The sequence below is a fragment of the Rhizobium sp. Leaf311 genome (genome assembly GCF_001423445.1).
Taxonomy (GTDB): Bacteria; Pseudomonadota; Alphaproteobacteria; order Rhizobiales; family Rhizobiaceae; genus Agrobacterium.
This window is the reverse complement of the sequence record NZ_LMNZ01000001.1, coordinates 361,008-387,210: the sequence shown is the minus strand read 5'-3', so window position 1 is coordinate 387,210 and position 26,203 is coordinate 361,008. Positions and strand designations below refer to the sequence as shown.

The 26,203-nt window shown below is 55.2% G+C and carries 25 protein-coding genes and 1 pseudogene; 9 read left to right on the top strand and 17 right to left on the bottom strand.

Annotation, left to right across the window (positions count from 1 at the left end):
* The 4 genes and pseudogenes from ASF69_RS01825 to ASF69_RS01810 all read left to right on the top strand — a co-directional run bounded on the left by ASF69_RS01825 (nt 1) and on the right by ASF69_RS01810 (nt 7,981).
* Nucleotides 1-1,167 carry a glycosyltransferase gene (locus ASF69_RS01825; protein ID WP_156461961.1) on the top strand — a complete coding sequence of 389 codons (1,167 nt, stop codon included), beginning with the start codon at nt 1-3 and terminating at the stop codon, nt 1,165-1,167.
* 189 nt (nt 1,168-1,356) lie between these two features.
* Nucleotides 1,357-2,424: pseudogene (locus ASF69_RS01820) on the top strand (glycosyltransferase); the annotation flags it as partial.
* Between the two features lie 65 nt (nt 2,425-2,489).
* Nucleotides 2,490-5,732, top strand: a complete 3,243-nt coding sequence (locus ASF69_RS01815) for a glycosyltransferase (RefSeq protein ID WP_062584734.1) — start codon at nt 2,490-2,492, stop codon at nt 5,730-5,732.
* Complete coding sequence (locus tag ASF69_RS01810) at nt 5,729-7,981, top strand: glycosyltransferase family 4 protein (RefSeq protein WP_062584733.1); 2,253 nt, start codon at nt 5,729-5,731, stop codon at nt 7,979-7,981. The genes ASF69_RS01815 and ASF69_RS01810 overlap by 4 nt, the downstream gene beginning before the upstream one ends.
* A 74-nt stretch (nt 7,982-8,055) precedes the next feature.
* Here ASF69_RS01810 and ASF69_RS01805 read toward each other — a convergent pair whose 3' ends face one another.
* Nucleotides 8,056-9,078 (bottom strand): acyltransferase family protein, encoded by a 1,023-nt coding sequence (locus tag ASF69_RS01805; protein ID WP_156461960.1) that lies wholly within the window; start codon nt 9,076-9,078, stop codon nt 8,056-8,058.
* Between the two features lie 767 nt (nt 9,079-9,845).
* On the opposite strand from ASF69_RS01805, the gene ASF69_RS01800 reads away from it, so the two are divergent.
* A complete protein-coding gene (locus ASF69_RS01800) occupies nt 9,846-11,468 on the top strand; it encodes a hypothetical protein (protein ID WP_062584729.1) in 1,623 nt (540 codons plus the stop codon).
* Between the two features lie 45 nt (nt 11,469-11,513).
* On the opposite strand, the gene ASF69_RS01795 is transcribed toward ASF69_RS01800, so the two are convergent.
* From ASF69_RS01795 to ASF69_RS01760, 8 genes are all read right to left on the bottom strand, one after another.
* Nucleotides 11,514-11,810, bottom strand: coding sequence for a hypothetical protein (locus ASF69_RS01795; RefSeq protein WP_062584727.1), 297 nt, complete (start codon nt 11,808-11,810; stop codon nt 11,514-11,516).
* A 181-nt stretch (nt 11,811-11,991) separates the two neighbouring features.
* Nucleotides 11,992-12,411 (bottom strand): hypothetical protein, encoded by a 420-nt coding sequence (locus ASF69_RS01790; RefSeq protein ID WP_062584725.1) that lies wholly within the window; start codon nt 12,409-12,411, stop codon nt 11,992-11,994.
* Nucleotides 12,408-13,208: a hypothetical protein gene (locus ASF69_RS01785; protein ID WP_062584723.1), complete on the bottom strand. Its 801-nt coding sequence runs from the start codon at nt 13,206-13,208 to the stop codon at nt 12,408-12,410. Before ASF69_RS01785 ends, ASF69_RS01790 begins: the two co-directional genes overlap by 4 nt.
* Nucleotides 13,205-13,597: a hypothetical protein gene (locus ASF69_RS01780; protein WP_156461959.1), complete on the bottom strand. Its 393-nt coding sequence runs from the start codon at nt 13,595-13,597 to the stop codon at nt 13,205-13,207. The genes ASF69_RS01785 and ASF69_RS01780 overlap by 4 nt, the downstream gene beginning before the upstream one ends.
* Complete coding sequence (locus ASF69_RS01775) at nt 13,594-14,067, bottom strand: hypothetical protein (protein ID WP_062584716.1); 474 nt, start codon at nt 14,065-14,067, stop codon at nt 13,594-13,596. Before ASF69_RS01775 ends, ASF69_RS01780 begins: the two co-directional genes overlap by 4 nt.
* The gene (locus ASF69_RS01770) at nt 14,057-14,878 is read right to left on the bottom strand and encodes a hypothetical protein (RefSeq protein WP_062584714.1); all 822 of its coding nucleotides are present in this window, start codon (nt 14,876-14,878) and stop codon (nt 14,057-14,059) included. The genes ASF69_RS01775 and ASF69_RS01770 overlap by 11 nt, the downstream gene beginning before the upstream one ends.
* A complete protein-coding gene (locus tag ASF69_RS01765) occupies nt 14,868-15,257 on the bottom strand; it encodes a hypothetical protein (RefSeq protein WP_062584713.1) in 390 nt (129 codons plus the stop codon). Before ASF69_RS01765 ends, ASF69_RS01770 begins: the two co-directional genes overlap by 11 nt.
* Nucleotides 15,254-15,796, bottom strand: coding sequence for a metallophosphoesterase (locus ASF69_RS01760; protein ID WP_062584712.1), 543 nt, complete (start codon nt 15,794-15,796; stop codon nt 15,254-15,256). Before ASF69_RS01760 ends, ASF69_RS01765 begins: the two co-directional genes overlap by 4 nt.
* Before the next feature lie 348 nt (nt 15,797-16,144).
* On the opposite strand from ASF69_RS01760, the gene ASF69_RS01755 reads away from it, so the two are divergent.
* Nucleotides 16,145-17,983, top strand: coding sequence for a hypothetical protein (locus ASF69_RS01755; protein WP_062584711.1), 1,839 nt, complete (start codon nt 16,145-16,147; stop codon nt 17,981-17,983).
* Nucleotides 17,984-17,990: 7 nt separating this feature from the next.
* On the opposite strand, the gene ASF69_RS01750 is transcribed toward ASF69_RS01755, so the two are convergent.
* Nucleotides 17,991-18,209 carry a hypothetical protein gene (locus ASF69_RS01750; RefSeq protein WP_156461958.1) on the bottom strand — a complete coding sequence of 73 codons (219 nt, stop codon included), beginning with the start codon at nt 18,207-18,209 and terminating at the stop codon, nt 17,991-17,993.
* Between the two features lie 239 nt (nt 18,210-18,448).
* Between ASF69_RS01750 and ASF69_RS01745 the strand changes: the two genes are divergently transcribed.
* Entirely contained in the window at nt 18,449-18,877 is a 429-nt protein-coding gene (locus ASF69_RS01745; protein ID WP_062584707.1) for a hypothetical protein, read from the top strand.
* 560 nt (nt 18,878-19,437) lie between these two features.
* On the opposite strand, the gene ASF69_RS01740 is transcribed toward ASF69_RS01745, so the two are convergent.
* From ASF69_RS01740 to ASF69_RS01715, 6 genes are all read right to left on the bottom strand, one after another.
* Complete coding sequence (locus ASF69_RS01740) at nt 19,438-19,731, bottom strand: hypothetical protein (protein WP_062584705.1); 294 nt, start codon at nt 19,729-19,731, stop codon at nt 19,438-19,440.
* Nucleotides 19,731-19,934, bottom strand: a complete 204-nt coding sequence (locus tag ASF69_RS01735) for a hypothetical protein (protein ID WP_062584703.1) — start codon at nt 19,932-19,934, stop codon at nt 19,731-19,733. Before ASF69_RS01735 ends, ASF69_RS01740 begins: the two co-directional genes overlap by 1 nt.
* Nucleotides 19,931-20,449, bottom strand: coding sequence for a hypothetical protein (locus tag ASF69_RS01730; RefSeq protein ID WP_062584701.1), 519 nt, complete (start codon nt 20,447-20,449; stop codon nt 19,931-19,933). Before ASF69_RS01730 ends, ASF69_RS01735 begins: the two co-directional genes overlap by 4 nt.
* A 348-nt stretch (nt 20,450-20,797) precedes the next feature.
* Entirely contained in the window at nt 20,798-21,325 is a 528-nt protein-coding gene (locus ASF69_RS23015; protein ID WP_156461956.1) for a hypothetical protein, read from the bottom strand.
* A complete protein-coding gene (locus tag ASF69_RS01720; protein ID WP_062584697.1) occupies nt 21,322-21,624 on the bottom strand; it encodes a hypothetical protein in 303 nt (100 codons plus the stop codon). Before ASF69_RS01720 ends, ASF69_RS23015 begins: the two co-directional genes overlap by 4 nt.
* Nucleotides 21,625-21,859: 235 nt before the next feature.
* Complete coding sequence (locus tag ASF69_RS01715) at nt 21,860-22,309, bottom strand: hypothetical protein (protein WP_062584695.1); 450 nt, start codon at nt 22,307-22,309, stop codon at nt 21,860-21,862.
* A gap of 1,042 nt (nt 22,310-23,351) precedes the next feature.
* On the opposite strand from ASF69_RS01715, the gene ASF69_RS01710 reads away from it, so the two are divergent.
* Complete coding sequence (locus ASF69_RS01710) at nt 23,352-24,290, top strand: SIR2 family protein (protein ID WP_062584693.1); 939 nt, start codon at nt 23,352-23,354, stop codon at nt 24,288-24,290.
* Between the two features lie 242 nt (nt 24,291-24,532).
* Entirely contained in the window at nt 24,533-25,612 is a 1,080-nt protein-coding gene (ligD, locus tag ASF69_RS01705; RefSeq protein WP_062584691.1) for a non-homologous end-joining DNA ligase, read from the top strand.
* On the opposite strand, the gene ASF69_RS01700 is transcribed toward ligD, so the two are convergent.
* On the bottom strand, nt 25,598-26,128 hold the full coding sequence (locus ASF69_RS01700; RefSeq protein WP_062584689.1) for a hypothetical protein: 531 nt from the start codon (nt 26,126-26,128) through the stop codon (nt 25,598-25,600). The two genes, ligD and ASF69_RS01700, sit on opposite strands and share 15 nt — an antisense overlap.
* Nucleotides 26,129-26,203: the final 75 nt, after the last annotated feature.

Sequence of the window (26,203 nt, the reverse complement as noted above, 5' to 3'; positions counted from 1 at the left end):
GTGTCAGCATCAGGTCAATCCAACCTCCGACGCATCGTCGTCATCAGTGATTTTCAAGGCGGAAGTCACTTTCCCGGGCATGTCCCGTCCGTTGAAGAGTTCGAGCGACAATGGCAAAACGGAGAGCGTAGCGCTCCCCCCGCCGCAAGCCCCACCCGGCCGGATTTCGACGTAGAAGGCGGCTATCTGGAGCGCCTGCCACTGGCCTGCGTCAAGGCAGGTCTGGTCGATGCAGTGGAAATCTGGAGTCATTGGCGCAGTGAAGATGTGCCGCCTGCCAATCTGGCGGAGGCGCCGCTCGTCATCCGCCGTTCCTTTCAGATGAATGGTCCCGAAGCCCCCTTCAGCTCCAATGACATGCTGGCCCACATACGTACATATGGCGCACCGGATATTCTCTGCGTCTGGGGCCTCGGCGTCTCGCGGGACATTCTGGAAGCTTGCTCGCAGAGCTATAAAATATATAATTCCATCGACGCCCCCGCCTTGCGAATACCCTCCGACGTCAGCCAGCATTTCGATCTCGTTCTGACCGGCGCGCAATGGCAATCCGACGTGGTCAATGACCGGCATCCGGGCATGAAGACCGCCATATTACCGATCGGGCCGGAATTTGCCTCCGACACCATGTTCCGACCCATGGGCGGGCCAAAACCCTATGACATCATCTATGTCGCAGCCGCCCAGGCCTACAAGAGACATGACATTTTGTTCGATGCGATGGCGAGACTGCCGCGTTCAATCCGCGCCTTGTGCGTCTTCGGCTATGGAGAATTGAGTGAGGAGTTGCGCAGCCGCGCGCGGGAACTGACAATCGACGTGGATTTCATCGGTCCGCCCGGTGTCGATTTTCCCGAAGTCAACCGCCTGATGAATCTGGCAAAAATAGGCGTTGTCTGCGGTGTCGATGACGGTGCGCCAGCCATTTTGACGGAATACATGCTGGCAGGGCTGCCCGTTCTTGCCAATGCCGAACTCAGCTGCGGCCTGCAATATATCACGCCGCAGACCGGGCTCACGGCCCGTGCCGATGTCTTTCATGAGGGGCTATCGGCAATGCTTGAGCGGCTTGAAACATTCACGCCCCGGCAGGCTGTCATGGATCGGTGGACATGGCCGCATTCCGTTGAAAAGCTTCGAAAAATTCTTTCGAACCAAGAATATTAGAAAGTTTTAAATTTGCGGGAACATTGGGCATCGCGGCTTGTTTGAGTCCGTCCCTCAAACGCGGATGCGCCAATGAACCTTTCCAGTTCGATTCCCACACGATCTCACGCACTATCCGAGCGGCAGACGCCACTCATATGTTTTTCACACCTGAGGTGGGATTTCGTTCTCCAGCGGCCGCAGCATCTGATGGCGCGCTTTTCCAGGGAAAGGCCGGTGTTCTTCTTTGAGGAATACATTCCCACCGATCACCATCTGGCCTATCTCGAGATCCACCCCTTCGAGGGTACGAAGGTCAAGTCCGTGCGTCCCCGCGTTCCCCATTGGTGGAATGCCGCAGACCGCGAGCGCGCGCTTTCGAACCTGCTGGACGATCTTCTGGCCATGTATGGTGCAACCCGACCCATTCTGTGGTTCTACACGCCGACGATGTACAGCTTTGCAAGCCACATCGATGCATCTGCCATCATTTACGACTGCATGGATGAGTTGGCCAACTTCAAGTTTGCGCCGCTTGAAATGAAGGAAATGGAAGCAAAGCTTCTCGCTGAGGCGGATGTCGTCTTTACCGGAGGCTTCAGCCTCTACGAAGCCAAACGCCACCAGCACGACAATATTCATCCCTTCCCGTCAGGCGTCGATGTGGATCACTTCCACTCCGCCCGCAAAGGCCGGACCGAACCCGCAGATCAGCTGGCCATTCCCGGCCCCAAGCTTGGCTATTACGGTGTCATCGATGAACGCCTGGATCTGGAGCTGATCGCGGACCTCGCGCGCGCGAGACCAAAATTGTCCTTTGTCTTCATCGGTCCTGTCGTCAAGATCGCGCCGGAAGATCTGCCGCGCGCTGAAAATATATATTATCTTGGTCAGAAGGACTACCATGAGCTGCCAGCCTATGTTTCTGGATGGCAGGCGGCCCTGATGCCTTTTGCGCTGAACAGCTCGACCCAGTTCATCAGCCCGACCAAAACCCCTGAGTATCTGGCCGCGGGCCGCCCCGTTGTCAGCACGCCGATCAAGGATGTCATCCGCCATTATGGCGATCTCGATGGGGTCTTCGTGGCATCCGATTCAGAAGGCTTCGCCGCTGCCTGCGATGAGGCGCTTGGCCTTTGCGAGAAGGACCGCGCATGGCTGAAACCGGTCGATGCGCGGCTTGAGGGATCATCCTGGGACCGGACGTTCTCTTCGATGAAGGGCCTGATGGAAGACGTGATGTTACGCAATCTCTACCCCGCCATTCCCGCCAAGCAACCCCTTTCAAGACCAGCAAAGGTGAGCGCTCTTGCCCATGGTAACGCCGTGGCTGCAACCGACCTATGAGCAGAGCGGGTCGACGGATTGTTCTCGCGACAGAAAGTCTCGATCCCTCAGGCATGGGTGAGCACATGCTCGCCCTCGCCAGGGCGCTTCAGCCCGACTGGGATATCGTGATTGCCGCACCCGAAACACATACGGGCGAGCTTACATCAAGGGCCGCCCGTTTTGGCATCGCAATCAAGACAATCGATGAGATGGACAGCTTCACGTCCTGGCTGACTAAGGCCGGTGTCGACCTCCTTCACGTCCACGCCGGTATCGGCTGGGAGGGGCATAATCTGTCGCGGGCCGGTGCCACTGCGGGCGTCCCTGTTATCAGAACCGAGCATCTTCCCTATCTTCTGACAGATCCCGACCAGAAGGAACAGTATGAGCGCGAATGCGCGCTTCTTGCTCATCGCATCGTCGTGTCTGAAGCCTCCCGTGCCAGTTTCGAGCATCAGGGCGTAGCCTCGGGCGAGATAAGCGTGGTGCGCAATGGCACCTTTGCGCTCGACCCGGATGCCGTTTCCGATGCGGACGCGATCGAAGGGCTTGAGGGCAAAAGGGTTCTTCTGACCGTCGCCCGCTTCTCCCGGCAGAAGGATCATGCCACTCTCATCAGGGCCCTGCCCGGCGTGCTGGCTGCCCATCCATCCACAGTCCTTCTGCTTGTCGGGCGTGGAGAGGAGATGCAGGCGGTCCGGTCGCTTGTGCAGGAACTGTCATTGACCGACCATGTCGTCTTTGCCGGGCACAGAACGGATGTCGCACACCTCATGGCGCGCGCCGATATCTTTGTTTTGCCCTCGCGCTTTGAAGGCCTTCCGCTCGCGTTGCTGGAAGCCATGTCCATCGGCACACCCGTCGTCGCCACCAATATCGGCGGCAACGTGGAAGCGCTGGGGCATGACCACCCGTTCCTGGCTGAAAGCGGCAATGCCGATGCCCTCGCTTCCATGCTGATCGAGGCTCTCGACAACGACGCTCACGCAAGCGCCGTCGGAGAGGCGGGACGCCAAAGATTCCAGACCCAGTTTTCAGCTGATCGCATGGCGCACGAAACCGCCAGCATCTACACGCGCGTGCTTTCGCAGGCACCGCAGCATTTACAAGGACATGCTTCCATGGACAAGACACGTATCGGCTTCATCGGGGTCGGCGGTATAGCCAACCGCCATCTGGACATACTCGCAGGCTTTGAAGACGTCGCCGTCGTCGCTTTTGCCGATCCGGATTTTTCCCGCGCGGAACAGGCCGCCGCACGCTTTGGCGCGCGCGCCTTTGAGAGCCACCGTGCGATGCTGAACGCAGAAACGCTTGATGCCGTCTATGTCTGCATTCCACCCTTCGCCCATGGTGAAGCGGAGCGTGATCTGATCGCCCGCGGCATCCCCTTCTTCGTCGAAAAGCCGATCACCCTCGATCTCGGGGTTGCGGAAGAACTCAGTGCCGCGATCGAAGCTGCCAATCTGATTACCGGCGTCGGCTATCACTGGCGCTATCTCGATACGGTCGAAGAAGCGCGCAACCTGCTTCAGGACAATCCGGCGCAACTGCTTTCCGGTTACTGGCTGGACCAGACACCGCCCCCGCAATGGTGGTGGAAGGAAGACATGTCCGGCGGGCAGATGGTCGAGCAGGCAACCCATATCATCGATCTTGCCCGTTATCTGGTCGGTGAAGTCACCCAGGTCTACGGCAGCGCAGGTTTCAAGGACCGCCCCGAATTTCCGGGCCTGGATGTCCCGGTCGTGACCACCGCAAGCCTCACCTTTCAGTCGGGCGTCATCGGCAACATCTCCTCATCCTGCCTGCTCGGCTGGAGCCATCGAATTGGCCTCAATATCTTTGCTGACCGGCTGGCAATCGAACTGACCGATCATGACATCATGGTGGATGTGGGTGCAGGACGTCCCGTTCGTCATGCCGATGGTGACCCCGTATGGCGCGAGGACCGTGATTTCGTCGATGCCGTCAGAGGTGGCGAAAACCATATTCGCTGCAGCTACGAGGACGCGCTTGCCACCCACCGCGTAGCCCTTGCCGTCGTTGCTTCCGCCAGGGATGGAAAGCCGGTCACGGTGGAACAGCCGCTCCTCGACAGAAATCCGCCCGCACCGCTACAGTTTCAGCCCCGTCCCGAAGTGCACCACGGTCTGCCGCCGGGGCATCGGATGGTCCGCTCGCTGGGCATAGAAGCACCCGGAAAATCCTACTTCTTCGAATATGAAGAAGGTCCTCCCGGCGATGATCATGTCCGGCTGGATACACTTTACACCGGCCTGTCAGCGGGCACGGAACTCACCTTCATGAAAAATACGAACCCCTATTTCCATTCCCGCTTTGATGCGGGGCGCGGGGTCTTTATCGAGAACGAGGCGGATCTGCATTATCCCGTCCCCTTCCTCGGCTATATGGAAGTGGCGCGTGTGACAGAGAGCCGTTCGCGGGACTTCCAGCCCGGCGCGGTTCTGGCGACAACCTATGCCCACAAGAGCGGACACACCGCCAATCCCTTCCATGACGTACTAGTTCCCATGCCTGACGACCTGGACCCGATGCTGGGCGTATTCGTCGCCCAGATGGGGCCGATTGCGGCCAATGGCATTCTTCACGCGGATGCGGATGTGCTGGGCAGCAATGTCACGTCATTTGGCGCAGGCATTGCCGGGCGCTACGTCATGATCATCGGTGCAGGCACCGTCGGTCTCATGACCGCCCTGTTTGCGCAAAACGCCGGTGCTCAAGCCGTCATCATCGCGGATCCCTCGGAGTTTCGGCGTGCCAAGGCCGAAGCCATGGGCCTGATGGCCATGACGGAAGATGCGGCCTGGCAACATGCAAAGTCGCGCTGGCACAATGGCGGCACGGACCGCGGCGCGGACTTCGTCTTCCAGACGAGAGCCCATTCGGACAGCCTGCATGTGGCGCTGAAGGCCCTTCGCCCGCAGGGCACGGTCATCGACCTCGCCTTTTATCAGGGCGGCGCCGACCGGCTGCGGCTGGGTGAGGAATTCCACCATAATGGGCTCAATATTCGCTGCGCGCAGATCAATCGCGTCCCCAGGGGGCTTGCCGGTCAATGGGACAGGCGGCGTCTGGCACATGAGACGGTCGGTCTTCTGAAACGCCGGGGTGCCGACATCCGCGAACATATGATCACCCATGTCGTACCCTTCGAAGAAGGCCCGGCATTTCTTGAGGACCTTGTTGTCCACCGCCCGGAATTCCTTCAGATCGTCTTCAAGGTCCACGCATGATACCCCAACAACCGCCCGTCCGTATTCTCTTCGTCTTTGCATGGCTTGTCGTTGGTGGTGAGGAAACCGAAGTTCGGCTTCTCGCCCGCAATCTTGATCGCAGCCGTTACCGGCTGGATGTGGTGGCCTGTTTCCACAAGCCCAACATGCCGCACCAGACCCATGAGCAACTGACGGAGCTTGGCGTGGATGTGGATACTACGCCCTATTCCCTCTCTTTCGAGGATACAGTCGCTTATCTCGCCAACAAGGTGTCGGCCTACGATATCGTGGTCTCGTGCCAGAACGTTGCCGATATCTACCCGGCGCTGGAGCGTCTGCACCTTCGCCCGCCATTGATCGAACATGGCGGTCTGGTCTCCGAAGCGCTGGCCGGGCCGAAGCACTTCACCAGCCGCTATGTCGGCGTGTGCCGCTCCATTTGCGACGCAGCGAAATCGGTCATGCCCGAACGCAGCGACAATGTCATCGAAATCCCTTCCATGGTCGATCTCGGCGAATTCGATCGCACGACGCGGGCGCAGCTGCGCGCATCCTTCGGGGTCGGTCCGCAGAGCCCGCTCATTGGCTGGGTTGGCAGGCTCGATCCGAAAAAGAACGTCGAGGACTTCATTGAGGCAGCGGCACTGGTCCATGCCGAAAATGCAGACGCTCGCTTCGTCGTCATCGGCGGGCCGGATGCCTTCATGCCCGACTATGCCGAAAGATTGCAGGCGCTGGCCAGAGCCAGAAAACTGGACAGCGCCCTGACCTTCCTCGGAGATCGCAAGGACATCCCTGCCCTCCTGCCGGCGCTCGATATCTTCGTCTGGCTTTCCAGAGGCGAAGGGATGCCGCATGTCATTGCCGAAGCCGGAGCAGCCAGCCTCCCTGTCATCGCGACGCCTGATAATGGCGCAAAGCAGCAGATCGAAGACGGCGTATCAGGCATTTTCGTGCCCTATAACGATCCGGCATCGGTCGCACGCGCGATGGAAAAGCTCATCGCATCACCCAGCCTGCGGCAGAACCTTGGCGGCGCTCTCCGTCACAAGGTGGAAACCGCCTACAGCGCCGCCGCAGTCGTTCCGCAATGGGAAGCACTCTTTGAGGCCGTGCTGCGCGAGCGCCCGGCGCGCGGCCCCACCGGGCTGTTCCAGTCCTTTCTCCAAGGCGGGTTTGAATGCTCCACCCACAGGCTTCGCCCTCGTGAGGGACAGGACAAGGGCAAGCGACTTGATGTGATTGCTGCCACGGATCACGATATTCACACGGCGGCGGATTACCGGCAACTTGCCTCCCACGCCATTAAAACGGTTCGCGATGGCCTGCGCTGGCACCTGATCGAGCTTTCACCCAGGCAATATGACTGGTCCAGCTTCACCCCAATGTTGAAAGCGGCAAACGATACCGGAACCCAGGTCATCTGGGATCTGCTGCACTATGGCTGGCCCGATGACATCGATATCTGGTCGCCGGAATTTGTCGAACGCTTCGCGCGCTTCGCAGCGGCGGTTGCACAGGTCGTGAAAGACACGAGCGACGCCGTTCCCTTCTATTCGCCCGTCAACGAAATCTCGTTCTTCTCGTGGGGCGGCGGCGATGCGGCCTATCTCAATCCCTTTGCCCACGGTCGCGGCTTTGAACTCAAGGTGCAGCTGGCAAGAGCGGCCATTGCAGCCATGGACGCGGTGCTTGCCGTCGATCCACGCGCGCGGTTCGTCCATTGCGACCCCATCATCAATGTCATCACCGATCCGTCGCGGCCGTGGGAACGGCCCACCTCAGAAGGCCACCGCCAGTCGCAATTTCAAGGCTGGGATCTTCTGTCAGGACGCATGTGGCCGCAGATCGGCGGGGCCGACAAATATCTCGATATCATCGGCGTCAACTACTACTTCAACAACCAATGGATCCACGGCGGCCCGCCCATCGACATGGACCAACCGCTCTATAAGCCCTTCAGAACGATCCTCGTCGAAACCTACGCCCGCTACGGCAAACCGATCTTCATCGCCGAAACCGGCATAGAAGGCGACCGCCGCGCAAGCTGGATGACCTACATCCACACGGAGGTCCAGGCGGCCATGAAACAGGGCGTCCCCATCGAAGGCATCTGCCTCTACCCCATCGTCAACCACCCCGGCTGGGACGATGACCGCGCCTGTGAGAATGGCTTGCTATCGGCAGGCCTGGTGAATGAGGGACGCGAAGTATACGCGCCGCTTGCGCAGGTCTTGCGTGGAGTTTCCAGTGTGGATGAGAGGTAATTGCTGCAACCCTCCTTTCAAGCTGTCCCGCCACACGCAAGGTGCTAGACGAGCTCAACATTGGACCGCGCCAATTACACCACCACTGGTTTCCTCGCCGCGCCAGACCATGGTAGCCGGAATAGAAAGAATGAAAGGCCGATACGGTCAAAAAATCTTTTTATAACAACGGGAAGAACGACAGCAGCCAGGAAAAGAACCACCACCAGAAAAAGCCTGCTGGCAGCGTGGTCCGGCAAGTTATATTGGGCAGCCATGTGCGCGACCGAGCTGATAATCGTTAGATGCATCACATAAATCGGCAGTGTGTTATGCCCGAAGAAGCGCGCGACAGAGCCGAGCAGACTGTTTTCCAATCTGACCGCAATCCCGATCAGTGCCAACACTCCAGCAACAGCTGCCGCAAGTTCTGCGGGGCCATCGATCCACCAGTAGGATGATCGCCAAGCCAGCACCGTCAAAACCGCAAACACCGGTGTGCCCAATGCGATCAGCCTTGCAGGCATCTCGCTGAGACGCAAAATCAGGTGCTGGAAGTGGCACGCAACGTAAAAGAAAACAAAATACTGCAGGATGTTGGCGAAGGAAAACAGCATCGGAACGATGCCTGAGAAACCAATTACAGAAGCCAGTATCCCGATCGGGATGACAACACGCGCAGGAACAGACTCGACGGATTTCGTCAAACTATAGAAGATTGCGAGAGCCCATAAAAACCACGCGCCGGTCTCTGGAGCGACAAGCGAAGAAATCAGCCATGTCCAGTCGTTGCCTTCCAAAGGCGCGAGCCGATTGGGGACAACGTTTCCAAAAAAGCTGAATCGTAAGACAGACCAGAGGACGAAAAGATAGGCGTAAAAACCGATGCGCTTCTCAAAAAGATAAAGCCAGGGTCTGTTGACGGATGAACGCGCCACAAAACCCGCTGCCAGGAAGAATACCGGCATTCGTATCGGCGTAAGCAAGGCGTTGATTTTCATCAGCCATATGATTGAATAGCCATAAGCATCCATGATCAGGCCGACATGATACATTGAAACCATCAATATAGATGCGCCTTTTACTGCGTCCAGCCAATCAATTCTTGGTTTATTCAAAAAAATTATCTCTTACGCAATACAACAAAATAATCTAGATGACGTCCCGTAGGCTAAGATAAACGTCACAGTCAAGCATACGCCGCGCTTTAAGGTAAACACTTAGGCCTAGATACTAGATATACATGCGTGAGAACTGCGGACTTTCTTCTATAAGTTGCAGTGATTACCACTGCGGATGTGGTGATAATCTCTCACGTAGATTTCCGGTGAACGAAGTTTAAAACGCACCAAAGACAGCTTTGAGTAATCCGTTTCTTCAATCGTCAGGTTCGTTTCTGGAGCAACAAGCAGAATTGCCAAGCCAAGCCGACATGTTCTCGCCGCCGAAATGAGGCTATCAACCAGCCGCTCGTGAGTAACAGCACCGTTTAAAGGAAAAGGCCAAGGCAAGAGGTCTCACAAGTCGCTGCCTATTGCTCGGGGCACGGTTTCGCGGGAGACACACACCTACGTGCTTCACCGAAACGGAACTCACATTCTCTTCAGGACGAACAAGGAAATTTGGTAGCGGGAGAGGGACTTGAACCCCCGACACGCGGATTATGATTCCTATTGTTCGGTCTATTCATACCAAACCAATCCTGTTGACAAGCATCGCAATTGCGGCAACCATTGTGAATAACCTGTTGGTTCTCAACAGAAATGTCAACATTTACCGGAGCTGCATACGAACTGTCTGATACAAAAGTCATCGCATTCACTGCGCTTGTCAACAAATTAGAACAGGGTATGGAGAGGGTATGGATTTAGGTATGGAATAGAGTATGGCGTCCAAGTGCAGCGCGATTGATAAGAATGATGTGATAGCCGCGATCAGGATGACCAGAACTGGCACTCCCGACGGCAAGATTTTTGTTCATACGGACAAGTCAACTCGGGGCCTGATGCTCCGGGTCCAAGGCAAGAAAGCCGCTTGGGTCGTCAAATACAAAAACGACACCGCGACGATTGCCTTCGCGCATCCAGAAGACGAACCCCGTCACATCTCTGCGCTGTCAAAAGTCCAAGAGCTGGCGCGAGTTGTTCGGACGATGTTGGAAAATGGAGACAAGGATCAGGTGCCGTCGTACCTGACCTCATACTATTACGAGCGGGCCGGAGACACGTCGAAGAACAAGATGGGCACTGCAAAGCAAGCGCTTGTATCAATGAAGGCGACTGTTGCGGTAGACGCATGGACGTTGAGCGATTGTGTCGACGCCGCCATTAAGATGAAGACCGCCCCGGATGCGAAAAAGAAGATCAGGATTACCGCAAATACCGTGAAGGACATGCGAGGAACCTTCGACCGCCCCGCTTTCAAAGCCGCAATGCGCAAGCCCGTTCTGTCGCTTACCGTTGGAGATATCGAGGCGGTCAGAGATGAGGTGTACAAGAATATCGGTTCCTCACCTGCGATCAAGGTCATTACCTACACCCGGTCGGTACTCAATTTCTGCCGGAAATATCACTCGAAGTCAGGCCTCTCCACTGTCGAGCGTTGGTGGGAGATGTTGGATGCGCCGTACGAAATCGAAGCCCGCGACCGTCAGCCGTCGATCAAAGAAGTCGTGCAGACGATGGTCCTTGCTGAGGAATATTTGACGAAACCCCTCCCTGGCCGCGCATTCAGCACCAACGGAGCCAGCCATGGTGTTCTGGCGGCTCTTTGGTGGATTGTTCTTACATGCCAGCGCGTCGATGCCGGTCTTTCGTTGCACCCGTACAATGTGGTCGAAGACGGTGAACGGCCCGGCTCGGGTTGGCTTTTAGCGTCTTGGGATGCACTAGACATGAAAGGCGGAAAGACTTTCGTGCTACCAATACCAAAGCGGGCGTGGGATTTCGTCGACGCGTTCAGGCAAAAAGGCAAAGCCGCTGGCTCCGAGGAATGGGCTTTCCCTTCGGATCGGAAGCCGGAAGTTCATATTTCGGCTTCTGGGACGTATCGCGTTATCTATCGGCTGGCAGGACGTGACACCCTCACTCAGAAAATGCCGAACAAAAAAACCATACGTCCCACTGAGGGCCAGCGCAAGTGGACACCACCTGAGCGTAGCGAAAGGCGAGACCTTCTTGCCGCCAAGGACATCCAATGGTGGTCTCATCATGATCTGCGCAACACTGTTACCGATCATATGTCACAACGTCGCATGCCCGGAGGGGCCTCCGCGATCCTCGCTCACGAAGTTAAAGACGATACGCGCCTGAAAGCTTCGGCAGCAGATCGTAGCCGTTTGGATTTTCAAAAGGAACGAGCGGCTAAAATTACACAGACGGCGTATGGCGCAGAGAGCCAGTTCATAGAACTCAAAAGCTTGGCGATGGAAGAATGGACGAACGCGATCTTGGATGAATACGACCGGCAGAAATTGCTCGAAGGTGAATACCGCGAGGCAGCAGAGTAATCTTATAAGCAGTTCCGGTGCTGGAATCATCGGAACTGCTGCAGTTCAGGAATACCGGTAAAGCTCCGTCTTTTTACAATCGTCACAGATGCGATGACCAGACCAAGAAGAGATCATCGGCTGCGAGCACATCTTGCATGGCAACTTTTTATCCCGCCGCTTTTCAGGAAATTTGCCGGTATCCCGCTGGTAAAATCCGTCGACACCGATCCGGGTGGCTTTAACGCGAACCGCCCCAGTTGTCCTGTCGAGCACTTCGCCAATCTCATCTGTCGTAAGCCCAGCCTGAGCCATGTCGATGAGCTGCGCCGCCTCATAATGTGTCCATTTTCTTTCTGCCATGTTACTCTGCCACCAACCTTTTCGATTAGTGTGCAGGCCAATCCTATCGGCACAAAGGAATTTTGTCCTATGTCGGGACGTTCTACGAGTTGTTGCTGGACGGGAAAGAAGTGCCGAAAGAACTGCGAAAACCGGCGTCCTGGACGAAGCAATTGAACTGAACCAGACTTAGGTTCGGAAGTCAGGTATTGTGTTTCGCGGCTACCTCGGCGCGGATTTCGGCGATCCTGCCATCGATATCGGCGAGAGCAGTGATGTGGCGTTCGCGGAAAATTGAGCCCGCGACAAAGCCAAGATTTTGCACCATGTCGACCATTATCGCATCGATCAGGTCGTCTTCGTAGGGACTGCCATCGTTGTCCCAGCTGACGCTGTAGCCACCCGTGTTCTCGGCATCGCGATAGTCGACGCACATTTCCAACTGAAAATTTGTGTCTGCACCGACAGCTTCGACGTGAGACAGATACGCTTTAAGGATTTCGAACTGCTCTTCATCAAGCACCACCCTGCAGCCTGGTGCTATAAGGTGATGAGCGAGAAATTCGAGTGTCTTGGTATAGTCGATGGTACGACCGTTGATGCGGTTATCATTCGCGATCATGACTGCTCTCCTCTCATGATCATCTCGATCTCTGCAATGATCGCATCGCGCTTGATCTCGTCAATCGTTGCATGCGAGCGAGGATGTTCGATGGCGATCTCGTAGCCCTTCGAGCGGAGCTGAAATTTAACCTCGTGGTATCGGCCGATAGCTGCGTCGACCGCCAGCAGCTTGCGACGCAGATCGAGCAGCTCGGTGTCGGTGCCATCCAGGCGCAGGTCCAGTGCCAGAAATGGCCGGAATTGCATTTCCATTTGCTTAGCAAAGTCCATCGACTGGCCTTCATCGAGACCGAGTTCCGCGTCTGTCATTGCATAGACACCACCACGCTCAACCGGCCAATCCTTCATTGTCCCATCAGCCTGAATGCTTTGACGATCTGCATCGATGATGAGCCCATCTTCAGCCCTGAGCCCGCCGATGTTTTGGACGTGTAAGTCACACACAGTCGCGACACGATGCCCCCACCGCAATCGTCCTGGCTGTCCGCATTCCTGGCAAATGCGCAGACTTTTTCGCCGTGCCCGCTCTCCAGCCCGGTCGAGCCAATACAATTGCAGCGGTGTCATATGATATCGATTGTCGTCCGTGAAAATCCTCAACGCGCCAAATTTTTCTTTGGCCCAGCGCAGATTGATTGACCAACCGTCGGCATGCCACTGCCGCAGTTGGTCGCAATATTCTTCGATGATTTCGATCCAGCCAGGGCGAATCTCCAGGTCTCGTGCGTGTTGACCCTCATCTGGCCGATAAACGTCCGAATACGATTTTTTGAACAACTCAATCACATCAGTCATTCTGCGCTCCAGTGCTCGTCGCAACGCACCCGCCACCACCGTTCCCGGTTAAGTTTCCCAGGTTGACCACAGTGCCAGCAAGTTTCTAGTGACCTTTCAGCGGCGTTGTGAACGACTGAATCGACATCAGATTGCCGGTCGCCTGAATACAGATACGCGATCCGCAGCCCGCCCCATTTTTCGTGGGCACCCAAAAATCCCAGACCATCGATCTTGGCGAATTCACTAACGAGATCATCGAGAATACCGTGCCACCCGGCACCGACATTGTAGGCCTGCCGGGCGCGAGCCAGATCGCCATCGTAAACGGCGGATTTTTGACGAGCGGCAATCATGCGATCATGGGATGCCGCGATCAGGTCACGTTTCAGATTGAGATTCTCCATCATTGTTTTTCCTTTCGTGCCCGCCATTCCTGAAAATGCTTGTTGCAACAAGTTGAATACCATCCATCCAAGACCCGCAGCCCACCAGGATCACCGCACTCCTCACATGTGCGATTGGCCTGCTCAGTGATCTGACTGCGGAGGTCGCTCAGCAACTCTTGCACGGTTGTCGAGTGTGGAGGATCGAGGTCGTGAACGGCGTGTGGATACCAATCTACATTCAGGCGCTCAGTTGCGGGTCGGACATAGATACGCAGTTCGCCGATTTTTTCTTTGATTTGCCGGACAAACCAGAGACCTACTTCACCGTGGTCGCGCAGCATCGCCTGTGCCCGCTCGCAGTATTCTTCAACTAAGGGCCACCAGCCTGGTCCCACGGTGATGATGTAGCGCCAGTCCTGATCCGTATTGTCCGGATCGAAGAGATCGGCGTACCGCTCGCGGATGGAGGCGAGGAATTCGTCATGCGTCATTTTCGAAACCTTCCTTTCCCGACTGCAGATGCACCTGATCGCTTTCCCACTCGGCTTGTTTGATGATGTCGGCCACCTCAAACTGTGCTGCCAGGTCGACCTGAGGGCCGCAGCGAACACTCATGAAAAGTTGACCTTCGCTCTCAACAACTTTGGTCACAATCACATGCCCGACCAGCCCCTGATCCTCGACGATTGCTTTAATGTCGAGCAGAGCTTTGCGCATGATCGTCGTGTTGTAATCCGTCATCCGTATCAGGAGTGCAGTCGTCGGCGGTAGGATGTCGGCGACCTTTTCACGGAACCGGGCTCGTTCATCCATCGCCTCGTCCAATGAAGCCAGCTTGCTCTCAACCTCCCCCGTATGCTCCTGACAAAGGAAGAAGGCCCGCTCGCCGACGGATATAGGGGTGGCGTTACCCAGGCCGCAGCGCTCGCAAGTTTCCCGGGACGCATGCAGGAGGTTACGCTGTGCAATGCGCAATGAGTTCATTTGATCCGGATGCCAGCGCGACATCTCTGGGAACACGAAAGCGCGTGCGCCGTCGGGGCAGCGCTCGAAGCGGAGGGAAACCGCATCGACGAGATCACCGAGATCATGCATAGCGCCAAGGAACTGACCGACGATATCGGTCCAGCCATCGGGCAGAGTTGCGACAGTGCCGTGGCAATACCGGCTATGCAGTGCCTGCAGTCGGTCGAAATGATCCTGCTGCATCGACATCTCTTCTGAGAGTTGCAGCCACAGGGTGCTGTGCGTGGCCTTGATGAGGCTCTGGCGTTGGCGGGCGCGGAGGTCATCAATCGACATTGCGGTGCTCCTCGCAAAGGATGCGCTCCGGCTTCGGATGCAGGCGCGGGATGCCGTTAAATACGCCGCAAATCTCGCACGTGCGGCTCATCGCAAAATTGACTTTCTCGACTGCTGTCAGTGCGTGCAGAGCATCATCAGCAGACCAGTCTTTCATCCTCACAGCAGGCGCGATGTAGGCTGTCCACGGTCCGACTTCGGACCGTTCGAAATGAACGGAAACCCACACTTTTGGCTGACTGACAGCCGAATTCAGGCTGTCGAGAGCCCTGAAAAATTCAGTGAGAAGGTCGGTCCAGCCGACGGGAAATTGCTCAAGCCGAAGGTGCCACCACTGCGGGTAGTCGGCTTTGAAAAAATCGATTGGTTCCTTCTTCACGCCACTACCTCCGCATCCCTCATCGGCGCGGTCAACGCCATGAAAGTCGCGGGCGCATATCCCAAATCCGGGCAGTCAACACCGACGTCACGCGACCGGCCGAGGGGCGGTAAGCGGCCGTGCGAGTGCCCGTAAAGGTGCCAGCTGCCATGAACCGATGCCGCCCATGTGCGCTGCGCATAATGATGCAGGATGATGCGATCACCACCCTGCTTGACCTCAGCGTAGTGCGTAGGCGGTTGATCCCATCCTAAGGCCGCGATGCCTTTGCGGACATTGCCGCTGTGATCCAAATCATGGTTGCCCAGGATCAGCCGTTTGCGACCCTTCAGCTGCGCGAAAATCTGTGCCGTCCGACTGTCCTGATGAGCGGAAAAATCTCCAAGCATCCAAACAATGTCGCTGTCTTTGACGACGCTGTTATGTGCATCGATCAGGTAACGATCCATCTCGTCGGTGTCTGCGAACGGACGGTTTTCGAGCATGCGGGCATGGCCGAAATGCTGGTCGCTGGTGAAATAGTGGGTGCAGAACGCCACGTCGAAGGCCCTTTCAAGTCACAATAGATCCGAGACCACCGGCGAAAGACCGGCGGACGATGCGGGGGTGCATCATAGATTTATGGTGAAGGCCTTCATTCGATGCGGCTCCAAGAGCGGTTGGCGTTGAGATAAATGTAGCGGTACCTTTTGGGTACCGCAAGTAGCATCGACCGAAGAAAATAAATTTCCCTCTAGAAGTATTAGCAAGGTTAAGGGCTCGTCAACAGATTGGGGGTGCCAACATATCCGCGCGTCTTGTGCCGGTTACAGCCGAAAGCAAACATAGAAAAACCGACGGTCATTGAGGTTGCAGCCTCTCGCGTCGGTCTTTCTGGAGATGCAATTATGATGACTGCGGGCGTAGCTAATTACAACGGATATATTGACCAAAAGGAACTGTCTGGAGAAGATATTCTAGACATAATCTTCGAGCCAAAAGCTGAATGGAAGCCTGACAACGGCTTTGGCGTTGAAGAATACATCAACGCCATCCACCCCAAAATTCCAGGCAAAAAGCGTCAAGGTCAGGTCGCGTTTCTTCATCGCGTCGGCGATGGTGACGATGGCAAAGGCGACTGGTCGACGACCTATTGCCGGACCGAGGATGCCGCCGAGAAGGCAAGGTCCTATCTCACCACTGGTGCTGGCAGAGACTTGTACGTATCGATGGCCACTTTCAGGCGTCGTCGCGAGACGTCCGAAGTCTGCACCATCGAGAGCACCTATCTCGATCTCGATTACCACAAGACCAGCCTTTGTGGCCGGTGCCCAAAGGCCGTTGCAAGAAACGTAATTCATGACCTTCAAGACGCTGGTAAACTTTTACCCTCTTTCATCCTTTCTTCCGGGCGCGGCCTGCTGTGTGTATGGTTGCATGAGATGCTCGGGGCAAAGGTGCTTTCGAAATGGGCCGCCGTACAAAAACGACTGGGAAAACCTTTAGCTCGATATAATCCGGACAAGAGCGCCGCCGATGCAGCCAGGATTTTTCGCTTGGTAGGCTCCGTCAATTCAAAAGCCGACGACAGCCGCAATAGAGTTCAGCTGGTGTGGGGCGATCCTGCGAACTTGCGCCGGTATAGATTCAACGATCTCGCTGATGCTTGGCTGCCTCACACGAAGGCCCAATTGATATCGATGGCCGACGAGCGCGCAAAACGAAATGCCGGTAAACGCAAGAAGCGCAAGCGGCCTGACGGATTGGCCATGGGTTTGTGGAGCACAAGGATGGAAGACATCCAGAACCTCATCAAACATCGATCACCTGATGGCCGGATCGAGAAGGGCATGCAGGACAAATTCCTGTTCATCTACACATGCGCTCTCAGCCATACTACTAAGCCAGAAGCAATCATTCCTGTGATACGCGAGAAGGCCACTGAGTGGTCAGGCGGCACCTGGACGGAGTCTTCTATCGACGGTGCCATGGGAACCGCCTATCGCAAAGCTGTGGACGCTCTGGCTGGTGAGACCGTCGAGTGGAATGGAGAACCGGTCGATATCCGGTATCGCTTCAGGTCATCCACGATCATCGAATGGTTGGATATTTCTGAAGACGAGATGAGTGATGCCGGTCTCCGAGACCTGTGTTCGGCTGACATCAAGGCAGAACGGTCAGCAGCTCGCGCCAAGGCATGGAGAATTGAGAAGAAGGGTCAGAAGGCATCGAGAGAAGATCAACGTCGTGAGCGTCTGTTAATCGGTCGACAGGCTATTGTTCTCCGTGATGAGGGTAAGTCGTTTACCGATATCTGTGCAGAGCTTGGTAGGTCCCGTGCCTATATATCCGATGCCATTCAGGAAGCTAAGGTATCTATCAATGATGGGACCTATTCCATAGGGGCTACGCACTATACACCGTGCGAAACGCGAACGCTTGATTCCCAAGGTGTTCAGGAGACAGTTGCCGGTTCTGATTCCGTTTCCAGTTCCAGTTCCAGTTCTCCTTCATCGGTATCTCCTTCGACGGTATCCTCCAATAAGGAAGAAAGGAAAGAAGGCGTCCCCTTACAGGGGGCTACGCACTATACACCGTTCGAAACGCGAACGCTTGATTTCCAAGGTGTTCAGGAGAGAAATTCAGATGATGATTTCCCAGGTGACGTCATCGTTGGACCGTGGAAAAGGTCTGACATCCTCACAATTGAGGACACGTTCGACGTTATAGAGCGGAAACGGGGTTGACCCAAGATCAGGTCGAAGCTGGAGGGCGCAGAGCGAACGTTGCCACACCATTCTGCTCGATCCCGTCAGCGATCACCAGGATGGCATCTGCCGCAACCATGGTGTTGCCTTCGTACGCCCCTGTCGGGATCAGTTCTTCAAGCGGAGACAATAGCCAAGCGCCCTCAACCGAGCCGTCCTCGACGTCGAACTTCTTGAAGGCGGTTGCTGCGGAGAGATCGGACAACTCAGGCTCCTTTAGATGTAAACCTGAGTTAATGTCCATGATGTCAACATTGTCAAAGTTATTGAATTGCCTGGGCAAAGCTTGTTTTCGGGACGGTAAACGCAAGTTAAAATAGTTTGAAACAACTCATCTTGCTGGCGATAAGATTTATTTCGATTTGGCCGACGGGAAAGCCCGGGTTTCTTGCGTCGTGAACAATCACACTGTGACGGTAACTCACAATGTGACGGGAGACGACGATGGACGCACAGGAATATGTCAGCGCAGGAGCGGCTCGGACGGCTCGCTGGAGGGCCGCGGTTAAGCGTCGCAGCATTCCGGAGACGGATGACTTAGACACCGCGATAGCGTCAGCATTCTCGGCTTTCATCGGTCATTACCAGCGGTCGGGGCTCATGGAGCATCAGCAAGCTGCAGATGGCATGGTGAGGCTGATCGGCAAGGCTTTGCAGGATGCTGGCTATTGCGGTGATGAGGCCATACGCCGGGCGGAAAACAGGCTCTTCTATCTGCAGATGGTTTCCCGCTACCCAGATGCGTCGGCAAAGGCCAAGCGCAGATGGGAACTGGGTCCTCCTGACCCGGAAGCTGCCATCATGGAGCACGATTTCGACGCCACGTACGAGGGTGAATACGACCCGACAGACGAGGACGCCTATGATGACTGAAAGGTCACTCCCCCCATTACTTCGCACTTTTGGATCGAAAGTAACGCGGATCGAATCTTTTTTATCAGATCGCACAATGTGACGCTGACCAGCTGACGAGAGCGTGGAACGCAGTCAAATGGTTCGCCGCCAAGGATTGGGACCACGCAGCAGATGCAAACGGAGCTGGTTTTAGCAAGTCTGACACCACCATCGGCCATCGGGCAGCTAGAGCGTCGCTTGTCGCAGCTCATCGAAATGAAATGCTGGCCATCGTCCTCCTGAAATTGGCAAGGAAATACCGTCGACAGCTGCCGCCAAGATACCTTGTCGATCAGCCTCGACCTGCGCAGCCCAAACTCGGTATCTAAAAAGGCTTGGCATTTCAGCAGTTGACAGGAACCTACTCCTATCGCAAGCGGGTACCTGCAATGACTCTCGTGCGGCTCTGCCCGTGTTAGCTGATCAACGTGCAACACCATTTGTTGCTCATGCTAAACACTCGTGCCCCTAAATTACGTGGGGCGACTGCGCTACCAAACAGGTCAAAGCAAAAATGGCCGATGGTCGATGTCAATCGATCAAACGCCGAAGGTGTCATCAACTGCCACCGCGCTCATCGCATGGTGAGCCCCATGATCAAGGACCGCGAGACGCTGCCACCTATCCAACAGGTTCCAGATTGCTTCGTCGCTCCAATTCTTGTTCCAGCAGCGAGTGCCAACAATGAAGGCCGTGGCCATCTGGATGGTAGATGAGCATTCGAGGTCATGGATGGACATGCCGCGTGCAACAGCGGCCACGCAACGCCCAATTTCCAGATAAACGCTGTCATGACGGATGGATCGGTCATCACCCTTAAGCTGCATGAACATCAATCCGAGCCCTCGATGTGCAACAACCCAATGAGTTGGTCCATGTTGATCGTGCCGTCAGAAGAACTTTCGAGCCTTCTGTTGACAGCCGCCCAGAATTCCGACGGTTGCCCTGCGACCCGCTCGGCTACGCGATCCGCCCGCCAGCGTGCGAGGAAGTCTTCAACGTCAACCATTTCGCGAGTCTCATCGTTGCGCGTCATGGCTTGATCCCCATTTTTTTAAGCGCGGAGCCTACCTCTTGAAGAGCCCAGGCCATTCGGAAGGCCTCCTCGTCGTCATTCGTAAAGGCCCTCATCGCATCGACCGAAGAACGCTTGGCGAGTACGGCTATCGCCTCTGCCAGCCGAGCCTTGAGTTCGAATTCCATACAATAGGTGGTTTCAGCCTGCCATTCGATGTACTGCCGGAACGAGCGCTGCTCGTCTGTCTCAGCAACTTCGCGCAGCCTCTTGTCTTCGAGGTCACTTTCAAGCCATGCAGCATACTTCGACACGGGGCGAAAATGCACGACCGTCCGCTTCTGGATTTCGTCCAGCATGGACCAAGCGCCCTCATCCGTGAAGGTCGTTTTGTTCAGACTGATGCCGACAATCAGGCCTGTCGCAGCACGCACGGTCGTCGATCCTTTGATTTCCTCTGGCGCGGTCCCGCACCTGAGTTCTTCGACCTTGGCGGCGACTTGCTGAAACATGGCGTCAAAGCGAATCTCTCTCATGTTACTTCTTTCTAGATTTGGGCAAAGCTCCGCCACCTGCGGCACGCGGACGCTTTGCGAGGTTTTAAATTTGGAGGGTGCGAGTTATGGCCTGGTCTGTTGAGCCCAGGCCACATTAATTAGAAGGCCGAGATGCCATCTTGTCGAAAACGAACGTCTCGATGGCACAACCGCGCCACACGCGAAATGAGCCAGGCAGTTCCTTAATCCCCGGCGTCTTCAAAACGTTCGCGCCGATTTCCCTCAATCTGATACCAGACATATGGACATGCTCCGTCGTTATGACGACACGGTACCCCGTGCTGCGTCAGTCAAGTTTGTTGAATTGTTGGCTTGGGTTAAGTGGGCCTAAAGGCCGCAAACTTCGAGCTTTGCCAACTGTGCAAGCGATGGCAAAGGCATCTGTTGGTATTTGCAGATGAACGCATCCTGCCCGCGCCGGTCAACCAGCTGGTCCTGGACGGCTGCGAAGAACTTCACCGTCAAACCAGTCGGCAGCGTTATTGCCCTCAAGCCACGAATTCGGTTCGTAGCCGTATCGACAAGATGGATGTCGAAGCAAAATCGCTGCCTGTCATTGGTGACGTTAGGCAGGTTACGCCGACCAGGAGCGATCAGGCGGACGTCGAATGGGCATTCGAAAATCAGTTTGTCGCCGAACTGAAACAGCAACAAGATCAAAGGACCATCTTGGATCAGCCCAGCTTTCAGCATGCCTTTCCTGATCTGTGTTTCTTCGGTCTTGGTGATGTTCGGCATGCAGACTTGCAGGAAATCATGACCGTGCATGAGAAATTGGGCTGACGCTCCCTCTCGGCCTGCAATTGGATACGGATACTGTCCTCCACGACTCAATTCCATAAAGCGCTGATTCATTTCATCTTCCTTCTGTTGTTGCTGGCTAAATGTAAAAACAGGGTGCCGTCCTCCAGCGAGACTTTCGGCCATCCCTTCAGACTGCAATCGCCGCACCTTGCCGACCCGACTCTTTTCGCATCCATCACTGTGAATGGCTCGCTATCAGTCACGGCTTGCTGCCAGTTTTCTAAAACCTGCCTTCTGACGATGCTTGGGATGATGCAAAGACTGCATCGCTTGTATCGGCTCCGATAAATTGAGAACCGAGTGATGATCTTGCTCCTGGCAAGATCAAAATCAGGTGGCAACGCTGCCATCAGATCGTATCCTTCAGCAGTCGCTGCTGCGCAGGCTCAGCCCCGCACCTGAGTTCTTGCTCCTTGGCGACAGGCAGGTGAATAGTGTCCAAACAAATGTCTCTCATGGTAGTCCTTTCTGAAATTTGGCAAAGCTCCGCCGCCTGCGGCACGCGGACGCTTTACAAGTTAGATTTCAAGGAATTAGCCGCTGGTGCGACCAACGTGCCGATTGACCTTCGGCTGAGCGCTTGGCTCAGATTGCTCGGGTGGAGTGCCCCGCCATTGTCTCAATGACAGTCCATGCGATGCAACGCTCCAGATCGGCAGCCTCCATGATCGCATGAGGATCAGTGAACCAAAAAAAATCTGGCATGGCGTGAATTGCCAGCCACGGCACCAGGTCCGGCTTTGGTACAGATGTCTTGGAGACCTTCTCAACCACGCCCCACATCGGATTATCAGCCGCAGTAGTCCATGCCATGAAGCATGACAAGAGCCAAAGGCCGGAATGGTGAAGGGTAAAGCCGCAAGAGCCTTGAGTGATACCCTCGACCATTCTTACGGTCCAGCCTGTGTCTCCGATCTCACCGCTAGCACCGAGGACATAGGGCCTCAGAAATTTGATCGTGTCCCAGTGAACCTCACTGCGCGGACTATTGCGAAGGTGACCTGTAAAGAGAGTCAAATGTGCAATCTTCTTCATGTACACCTCTCAAGCACGCTGCTGGGCGACCGCAGCCACCGCTTCGGCATCGGTGTCTGCCACATGTTGGAAGCGGGGCCATGGACCTCGCCCGGCCAGCTTGGTTCTGGGGGGTTTCGATGTTTTCATTCCATTCAGCTGTATACGCATTACATACCTCTTCCGCGTTGCAGGTGATCCTCAGCCATAGCTTCTCCGCTCCCGCCATTTGGCAGGTTGCATTTTCACCTGATCGTTGCTGGTCACACTCACTCGCGGACGTTGACCAGTTGTCCGCGCCAAGTTCGAAGCCCCGCCGGTTTCGGCTCAGTGGTCTCGCTCTCGTCTCCCAAACATGATCCACCGAGATGGGAATTGCAAGTGGGGACCGATTCACTAAGCCATTGATACAGCAAGGAATTATTGCCGAAATTCAATTAGATGCTCTATTGGAATTTGAGGAAAAATCCTTGTGGAATTCCTTTGGAAATCGGGTTCGCATCAAAAAAATTCGAAAATAATCTCGATAAAACAATTAGATAGCCTCAGCCAGTAATGATAGAAAATTGATTTTTAGCTGAGAATTTCTTGCACTCTCCGCATTTTTGGGGAGATACGTGAATGAATACAATATCTTATGGACAATTCACCGTTTGATCGCGACCCTACGGCCAACGCCCTCATTACCGAGCATTTTTCGCTCGAAAAGAACGTTCTTATGGTTAATTTTTTGAAGCGGTAGGTGGAACCGTACGGCCGACTTTGGTGCCCCTAATTCGAACCCAAAGCCCAATTGGATGGAAGCAATTTAAACGCAATGACCCTACTCAAGCACATGCAGATCGTGGCGAGCATTGGGAGCACGGGCGCAGCGTTCCTACTAAGGGCTCATTGCCGACCCTGACGGATCGAGCTGCAATGAAGTGTCCGGGGCGGAGAAATGGCGATAAGGATGATCGAGGGAAAAGGAAAAAAGGAAACAACTATGATTTGATGCGGCCACGCGATGTCATGAGATCGATAGCTAACTCGACCCAACACCACCAAAAGAGGGCGACTGACAATGAAGTGGCGAAAGAAGAGCAAGGAGCATTTGACAAATCGTGCGTTGAACGTTCAGGTCGATCATCTCCGACAATTGAACCGCCATGGAAAGCTGTCGGTGTTCGTAGGAGCCGGTATCAGCCAAGGGTGTGGCCTTCCGGGCTGGGATCAGCTCATCGAACGTGTTTCATCCCGAATTCCGAAGAAGAGCCTAAGGTTCGAGTTATCGGCCATTGACAAGCTCGATAATGTCACGAAGACCCGGGTGATCCGAGAACTATTGGGGACGCGCTTCGTCTACGACGTGGGGCAGAGCCTGTATGAGACAACTCATGATCTGTCAGAAGCTGTGACTGCAGTCGCATTGCTCGGTGCTGATCGCATATGTACATACAATTTCGACGACATCCTCGAAGAGGCTCTGACAGTCGAAGGTGTGGGGTTCCACTCGTTTACCCCAGGCCGACCGGTGAACAGTAATTATGGTGGCGTCAACGTCTACCATGTTCATGGGCTGCTCCCATCCGGGGCAAGTCTGGAGGAGTGCAAGGAGATCGAGATCGTCTTCGATGAGACCGATTTCAATCAGCTGTATTCCGACCCATACAGCTGGGCGAACCTGATACAGCTCTCCATGCTGATGAGTAGCTCCTGCCTGTTCGTTGGATGTTCAGTGCGTGATCCAAATTTACGCCGCCTTCTCGACACCTGCAGACGGCTCAAGCTGACGCATAAGCACTTCGCCATTGTCCAGAGCCCCCTACAAGGGACAAGCGGTCCGGAGCGATTGAAGGCTCGAAATCAAAGGACAGCCTTGAAGGTCGAATTGTCATCGTTGAACGTCGAACCAGTATGGATTGGTCAGTGGTCCGATCTCACTAAAATACTTGAATCGATCAGGAACAAGGAAAACCTGAGGAGGCAGCAGGATGTTGGTGCCGCTCCCGTCCGTCCCTAATACGATCTTGCAATTGGGAGATCGGCCATCCGGGTCGTATACCGTGAGGGAAATCCTGCAGAGACCGTCAAGCCGAACGTCTTCACCTCTCGGATGACCGTCGAGACTGGTATAGGCGTGAGCATGGAGGATCGAGCAAGCTGCATGGAATACAATCGGGTTGACGGTCGGAATGTTCCTATTATGTTCTCTCTCCCGAACGAGTCAACGGTGATTTAAGGTTTTGCTGTTGCACTGTGTGCATGACAAAGCCGCCACGCCCTCCTCGATCAAAGCCCCTGCTGCGGGATGAGACTGCACAACTGCAGTCGCGCCCGATCCGCAGGCGCAATCCTGAGCAACCAGCTCTGCCATTCGATCCCTTTCCGGAGCGCGTGGAACCAGCTCTCTGCGATCTGCGGCAGAAGCCTCCTGCTGACGGCAAAGATTGGGGCTGGGAAGTCAAATGGGACGGATATCGGATCACCGTTCATTCGCACCAAGGACGTGTCGCGGTCATGACGCGGGGTGGACACGACTGGGCACATAGATTTCCCGCTATCGTCGAAGCCGTGAAAGCTCTTGGGCCTGCCAGCATGATCATTGATGGTGAAGCGGTCGTTCTCGATGAACAGGGGCGTTCCGATTTCAACCTCCTGCAATCGAGCCTGGGCGCGGTCGGGCGACGGCAGGGCAAAGAGATCAGCCCTGCCATCATGTACGCTTTCGATTTGCTCTACCTCGATGGTCACGACCTCCGGAGAGCTGAATACTCGACCAGGCGGCATCTCCTGGAAGATATGCTCGCCGGTCACGAAGATGGCGCGATCAAGATTTCGGAAGAGGTAGAGGCCGATCCTGCTGCCCTTCTGGAGCATGCCTGTCGTCTCGGCCTCGAAGGAATTGTGGGCAAGGATCGCGATAGCTCACACAGGCCCGGAAAGACTGGCGAGTGGATCAAGCTCAAGTGCGTGCAGAGCGATAGTTTCATGATCGTCGGTTACGAGGCTTCGACAGGATCGAGGGGAGGATTTTCATCTCTTCTACTTGCCGCCTATCGAGGCGACCAGCTGACGTACGTCGGATCAGTTGGGACCGGCTTCAAAGAGCGTGATTCAGAGCAGCTTCGGAAGACGATGGACAAGCTGCTTTGGAAGAGAAAAGCCCCTCCTGTTCTCTACGCCGGGAAACGCAGCGTGACCTGGCTGCAGCCTACCTTGATTGCGGAAATCGAGTATCGGGCGTGGACGGCTGATGGAAAGCTGCGTCACGCTGCATATAAAGGGCTCAGAGAGCAGCAAGATAACGCAGACGTTTTCAATCTGTCGTCAGCTGAGCTTTAGCACTTCGTTTCTCCACATCATCAGCATGGGTAGCAAGCCGGATAATGCGAGATCGCGTTTATTCAGAATTGCAGCAAGCACGTTGGAACAGGTGTAATCAGCTACCGGCGTGACACGTTCGATAACCGAGATGGTATCCAAAGCGCGGTCGCCAAGGTGCTTGTTCTTTAGGAGCGTTGTCTCGTACCACTCATCACTGTGCTTCCAGTAATTTGCAGTCGCGTTCAGCAACTGCGCGAGAGGAACATCGTCATTGATGTGCGGCTGCGAGGTAAGTGCTCTGCCTCTGTCTTTTCCCAATCCAGTGTGGATCGACGTTATATAGCGTTGGATTGCAACAAAGCCGGTCCCAATGAGAAACTCGCCAACATCAAGTAGGCCGTCGGATTCCGCGTCATTCGAAATATCGATGTCTGTTAGGACTGCTTTTAGTTCCAGATCGACGATAGCCAGAAGTCTGGTAAGTAGTGCCAGTTCCGGATCAGCGATGGCATCTTGGGCTTGTATTATAGTCATCTATGTTCACCTCGGCAGTCTGCCTTCGATCCATCGATTACCTTCTTTGTTTCCACATCCAAGACACCGAAGCCG

What these genes read in the sequence shown, in the direction of transcription:
- ASF69_RS01700 (WP_062584689.1), bottom strand. Translation starts at nt 26,128, where the DNA reads ATGACTATAATACAAGCCCAAGATGCCATCGCTGATCCGGAACTGGCA.
- ASF69_RS01745 (WP_062584707.1), top strand. Translation starts at nt 18,449, where the DNA reads ATGGACGCACAGGAATATGTCAGCGCAGGAGCGGCTCGGACGGCTCGC.
- ASF69_RS01770 (WP_062584714.1), bottom strand. Translation starts at nt 14,878, where the DNA reads ATGTCGATTGATGACCTCCGCGCCCGCCAACGCCAGAGCCTCATCAAG.
- ASF69_RS01775 (WP_062584716.1), bottom strand. Translation starts at nt 14,067, where the DNA reads ATGACGCATGACGAATTCCTCGCCTCCATCCGCGAGCGGTACGCCGAT.
- ASF69_RS01735 (WP_062584703.1), bottom strand. Translation starts at nt 19,934, where the DNA reads ATGACGCGCAACGATGAGACTCGCGAAATGGTTGACGTTGAAGACTTC.
- ASF69_RS01715 (WP_062584695.1), bottom strand. Translation starts at nt 22,309, where the DNA reads ATGAAGAAGATTGCACATTTGACTCTCTTTACAGGTCACCTTCGCAAT.
- ASF69_RS01720 (WP_062584697.1), bottom strand. Translation starts at nt 21,624, where the DNA reads ATGGCAGCGTTGCCACCTGATTTTGATCTTGCCAGGAGCAAGATCATC.
- ASF69_RS01710 (WP_062584693.1), top strand. Translation starts at nt 23,352, where the DNA reads ATGAAGTGGCGAAAGAAGAGCAAGGAGCATTTGACAAATCGTGCGTTG.
- ligD (WP_062584691.1), top strand. Translation starts at nt 24,533, where the DNA reads ATGACAAAGCCGCCACGCCCTCCTCGATCAAAGCCCCTGCTGCGGGAT.
- ASF69_RS01755 (WP_062584711.1), top strand. Translation starts at nt 16,145, where the DNA reads ATGATGACTGCGGGCGTAGCTAATTACAACGGATATATTGACCAAAAG.
- ASF69_RS01730 (WP_062584701.1), bottom strand. Translation starts at nt 20,449, where the DNA reads ATGAGAGAGATTCGCTTTGACGCCATGTTTCAGCAAGTCGCCGCCAAG.
- ASF69_RS01790 (WP_062584725.1), bottom strand. Translation starts at nt 12,411, where the DNA reads ATGATCGCGAATGATAACCGCATCAACGGTCGTACCATCGACTATACC.
- ASF69_RS01800 (WP_062584729.1), top strand. Translation starts at nt 9,846, where the DNA reads ATGGCGTCCAAGTGCAGCGCGATTGATAAGAATGATGTGATAGCCGCG.
- ASF69_RS23015 (WP_156461956.1), bottom strand. Translation starts at nt 21,325, where the DNA reads ATGAATCAGCGCTTTATGGAATTGAGTCGTGGAGGACAGTATCCGTAT.
- ASF69_RS01815 (WP_062584734.1), top strand. Translation starts at nt 2,490, where the DNA reads ATGAGCAGAGCGGGTCGACGGATTGTTCTCGCGACAGAAAGTCTCGAT.
- ASF69_RS01780 (WP_156461959.1), bottom strand. Translation starts at nt 13,597, where the DNA reads ATGATGGAGAATCTCAATCTGAAACGTGACCTGATCGCGGCATCCCAT.
- ASF69_RS01795 (WP_062584727.1), bottom strand. Translation starts at nt 11,810, where the DNA reads ATGGCAGAAAGAAAATGGACACATTATGAGGCGGCGCAGCTCATCGAC.
- ASF69_RS01810 (WP_062584733.1), top strand. Translation starts at nt 5,729, where the DNA reads ATGATACCCCAACAACCGCCCGTCCGTATTCTCTTCGTCTTTGCATGG.
- ASF69_RS01740 (WP_062584705.1), bottom strand. Translation starts at nt 19,731, where the DNA reads ATGTTCATGCAGCTTAAGGGTGATGACCGATCCATCCGTCATGACAGC.
- ASF69_RS01785 (WP_062584723.1), bottom strand. Translation starts at nt 13,208, where the DNA reads ATGACTGATGTGATTGAGTTGTTCAAAAAATCGTATTCGGACGTTTAT.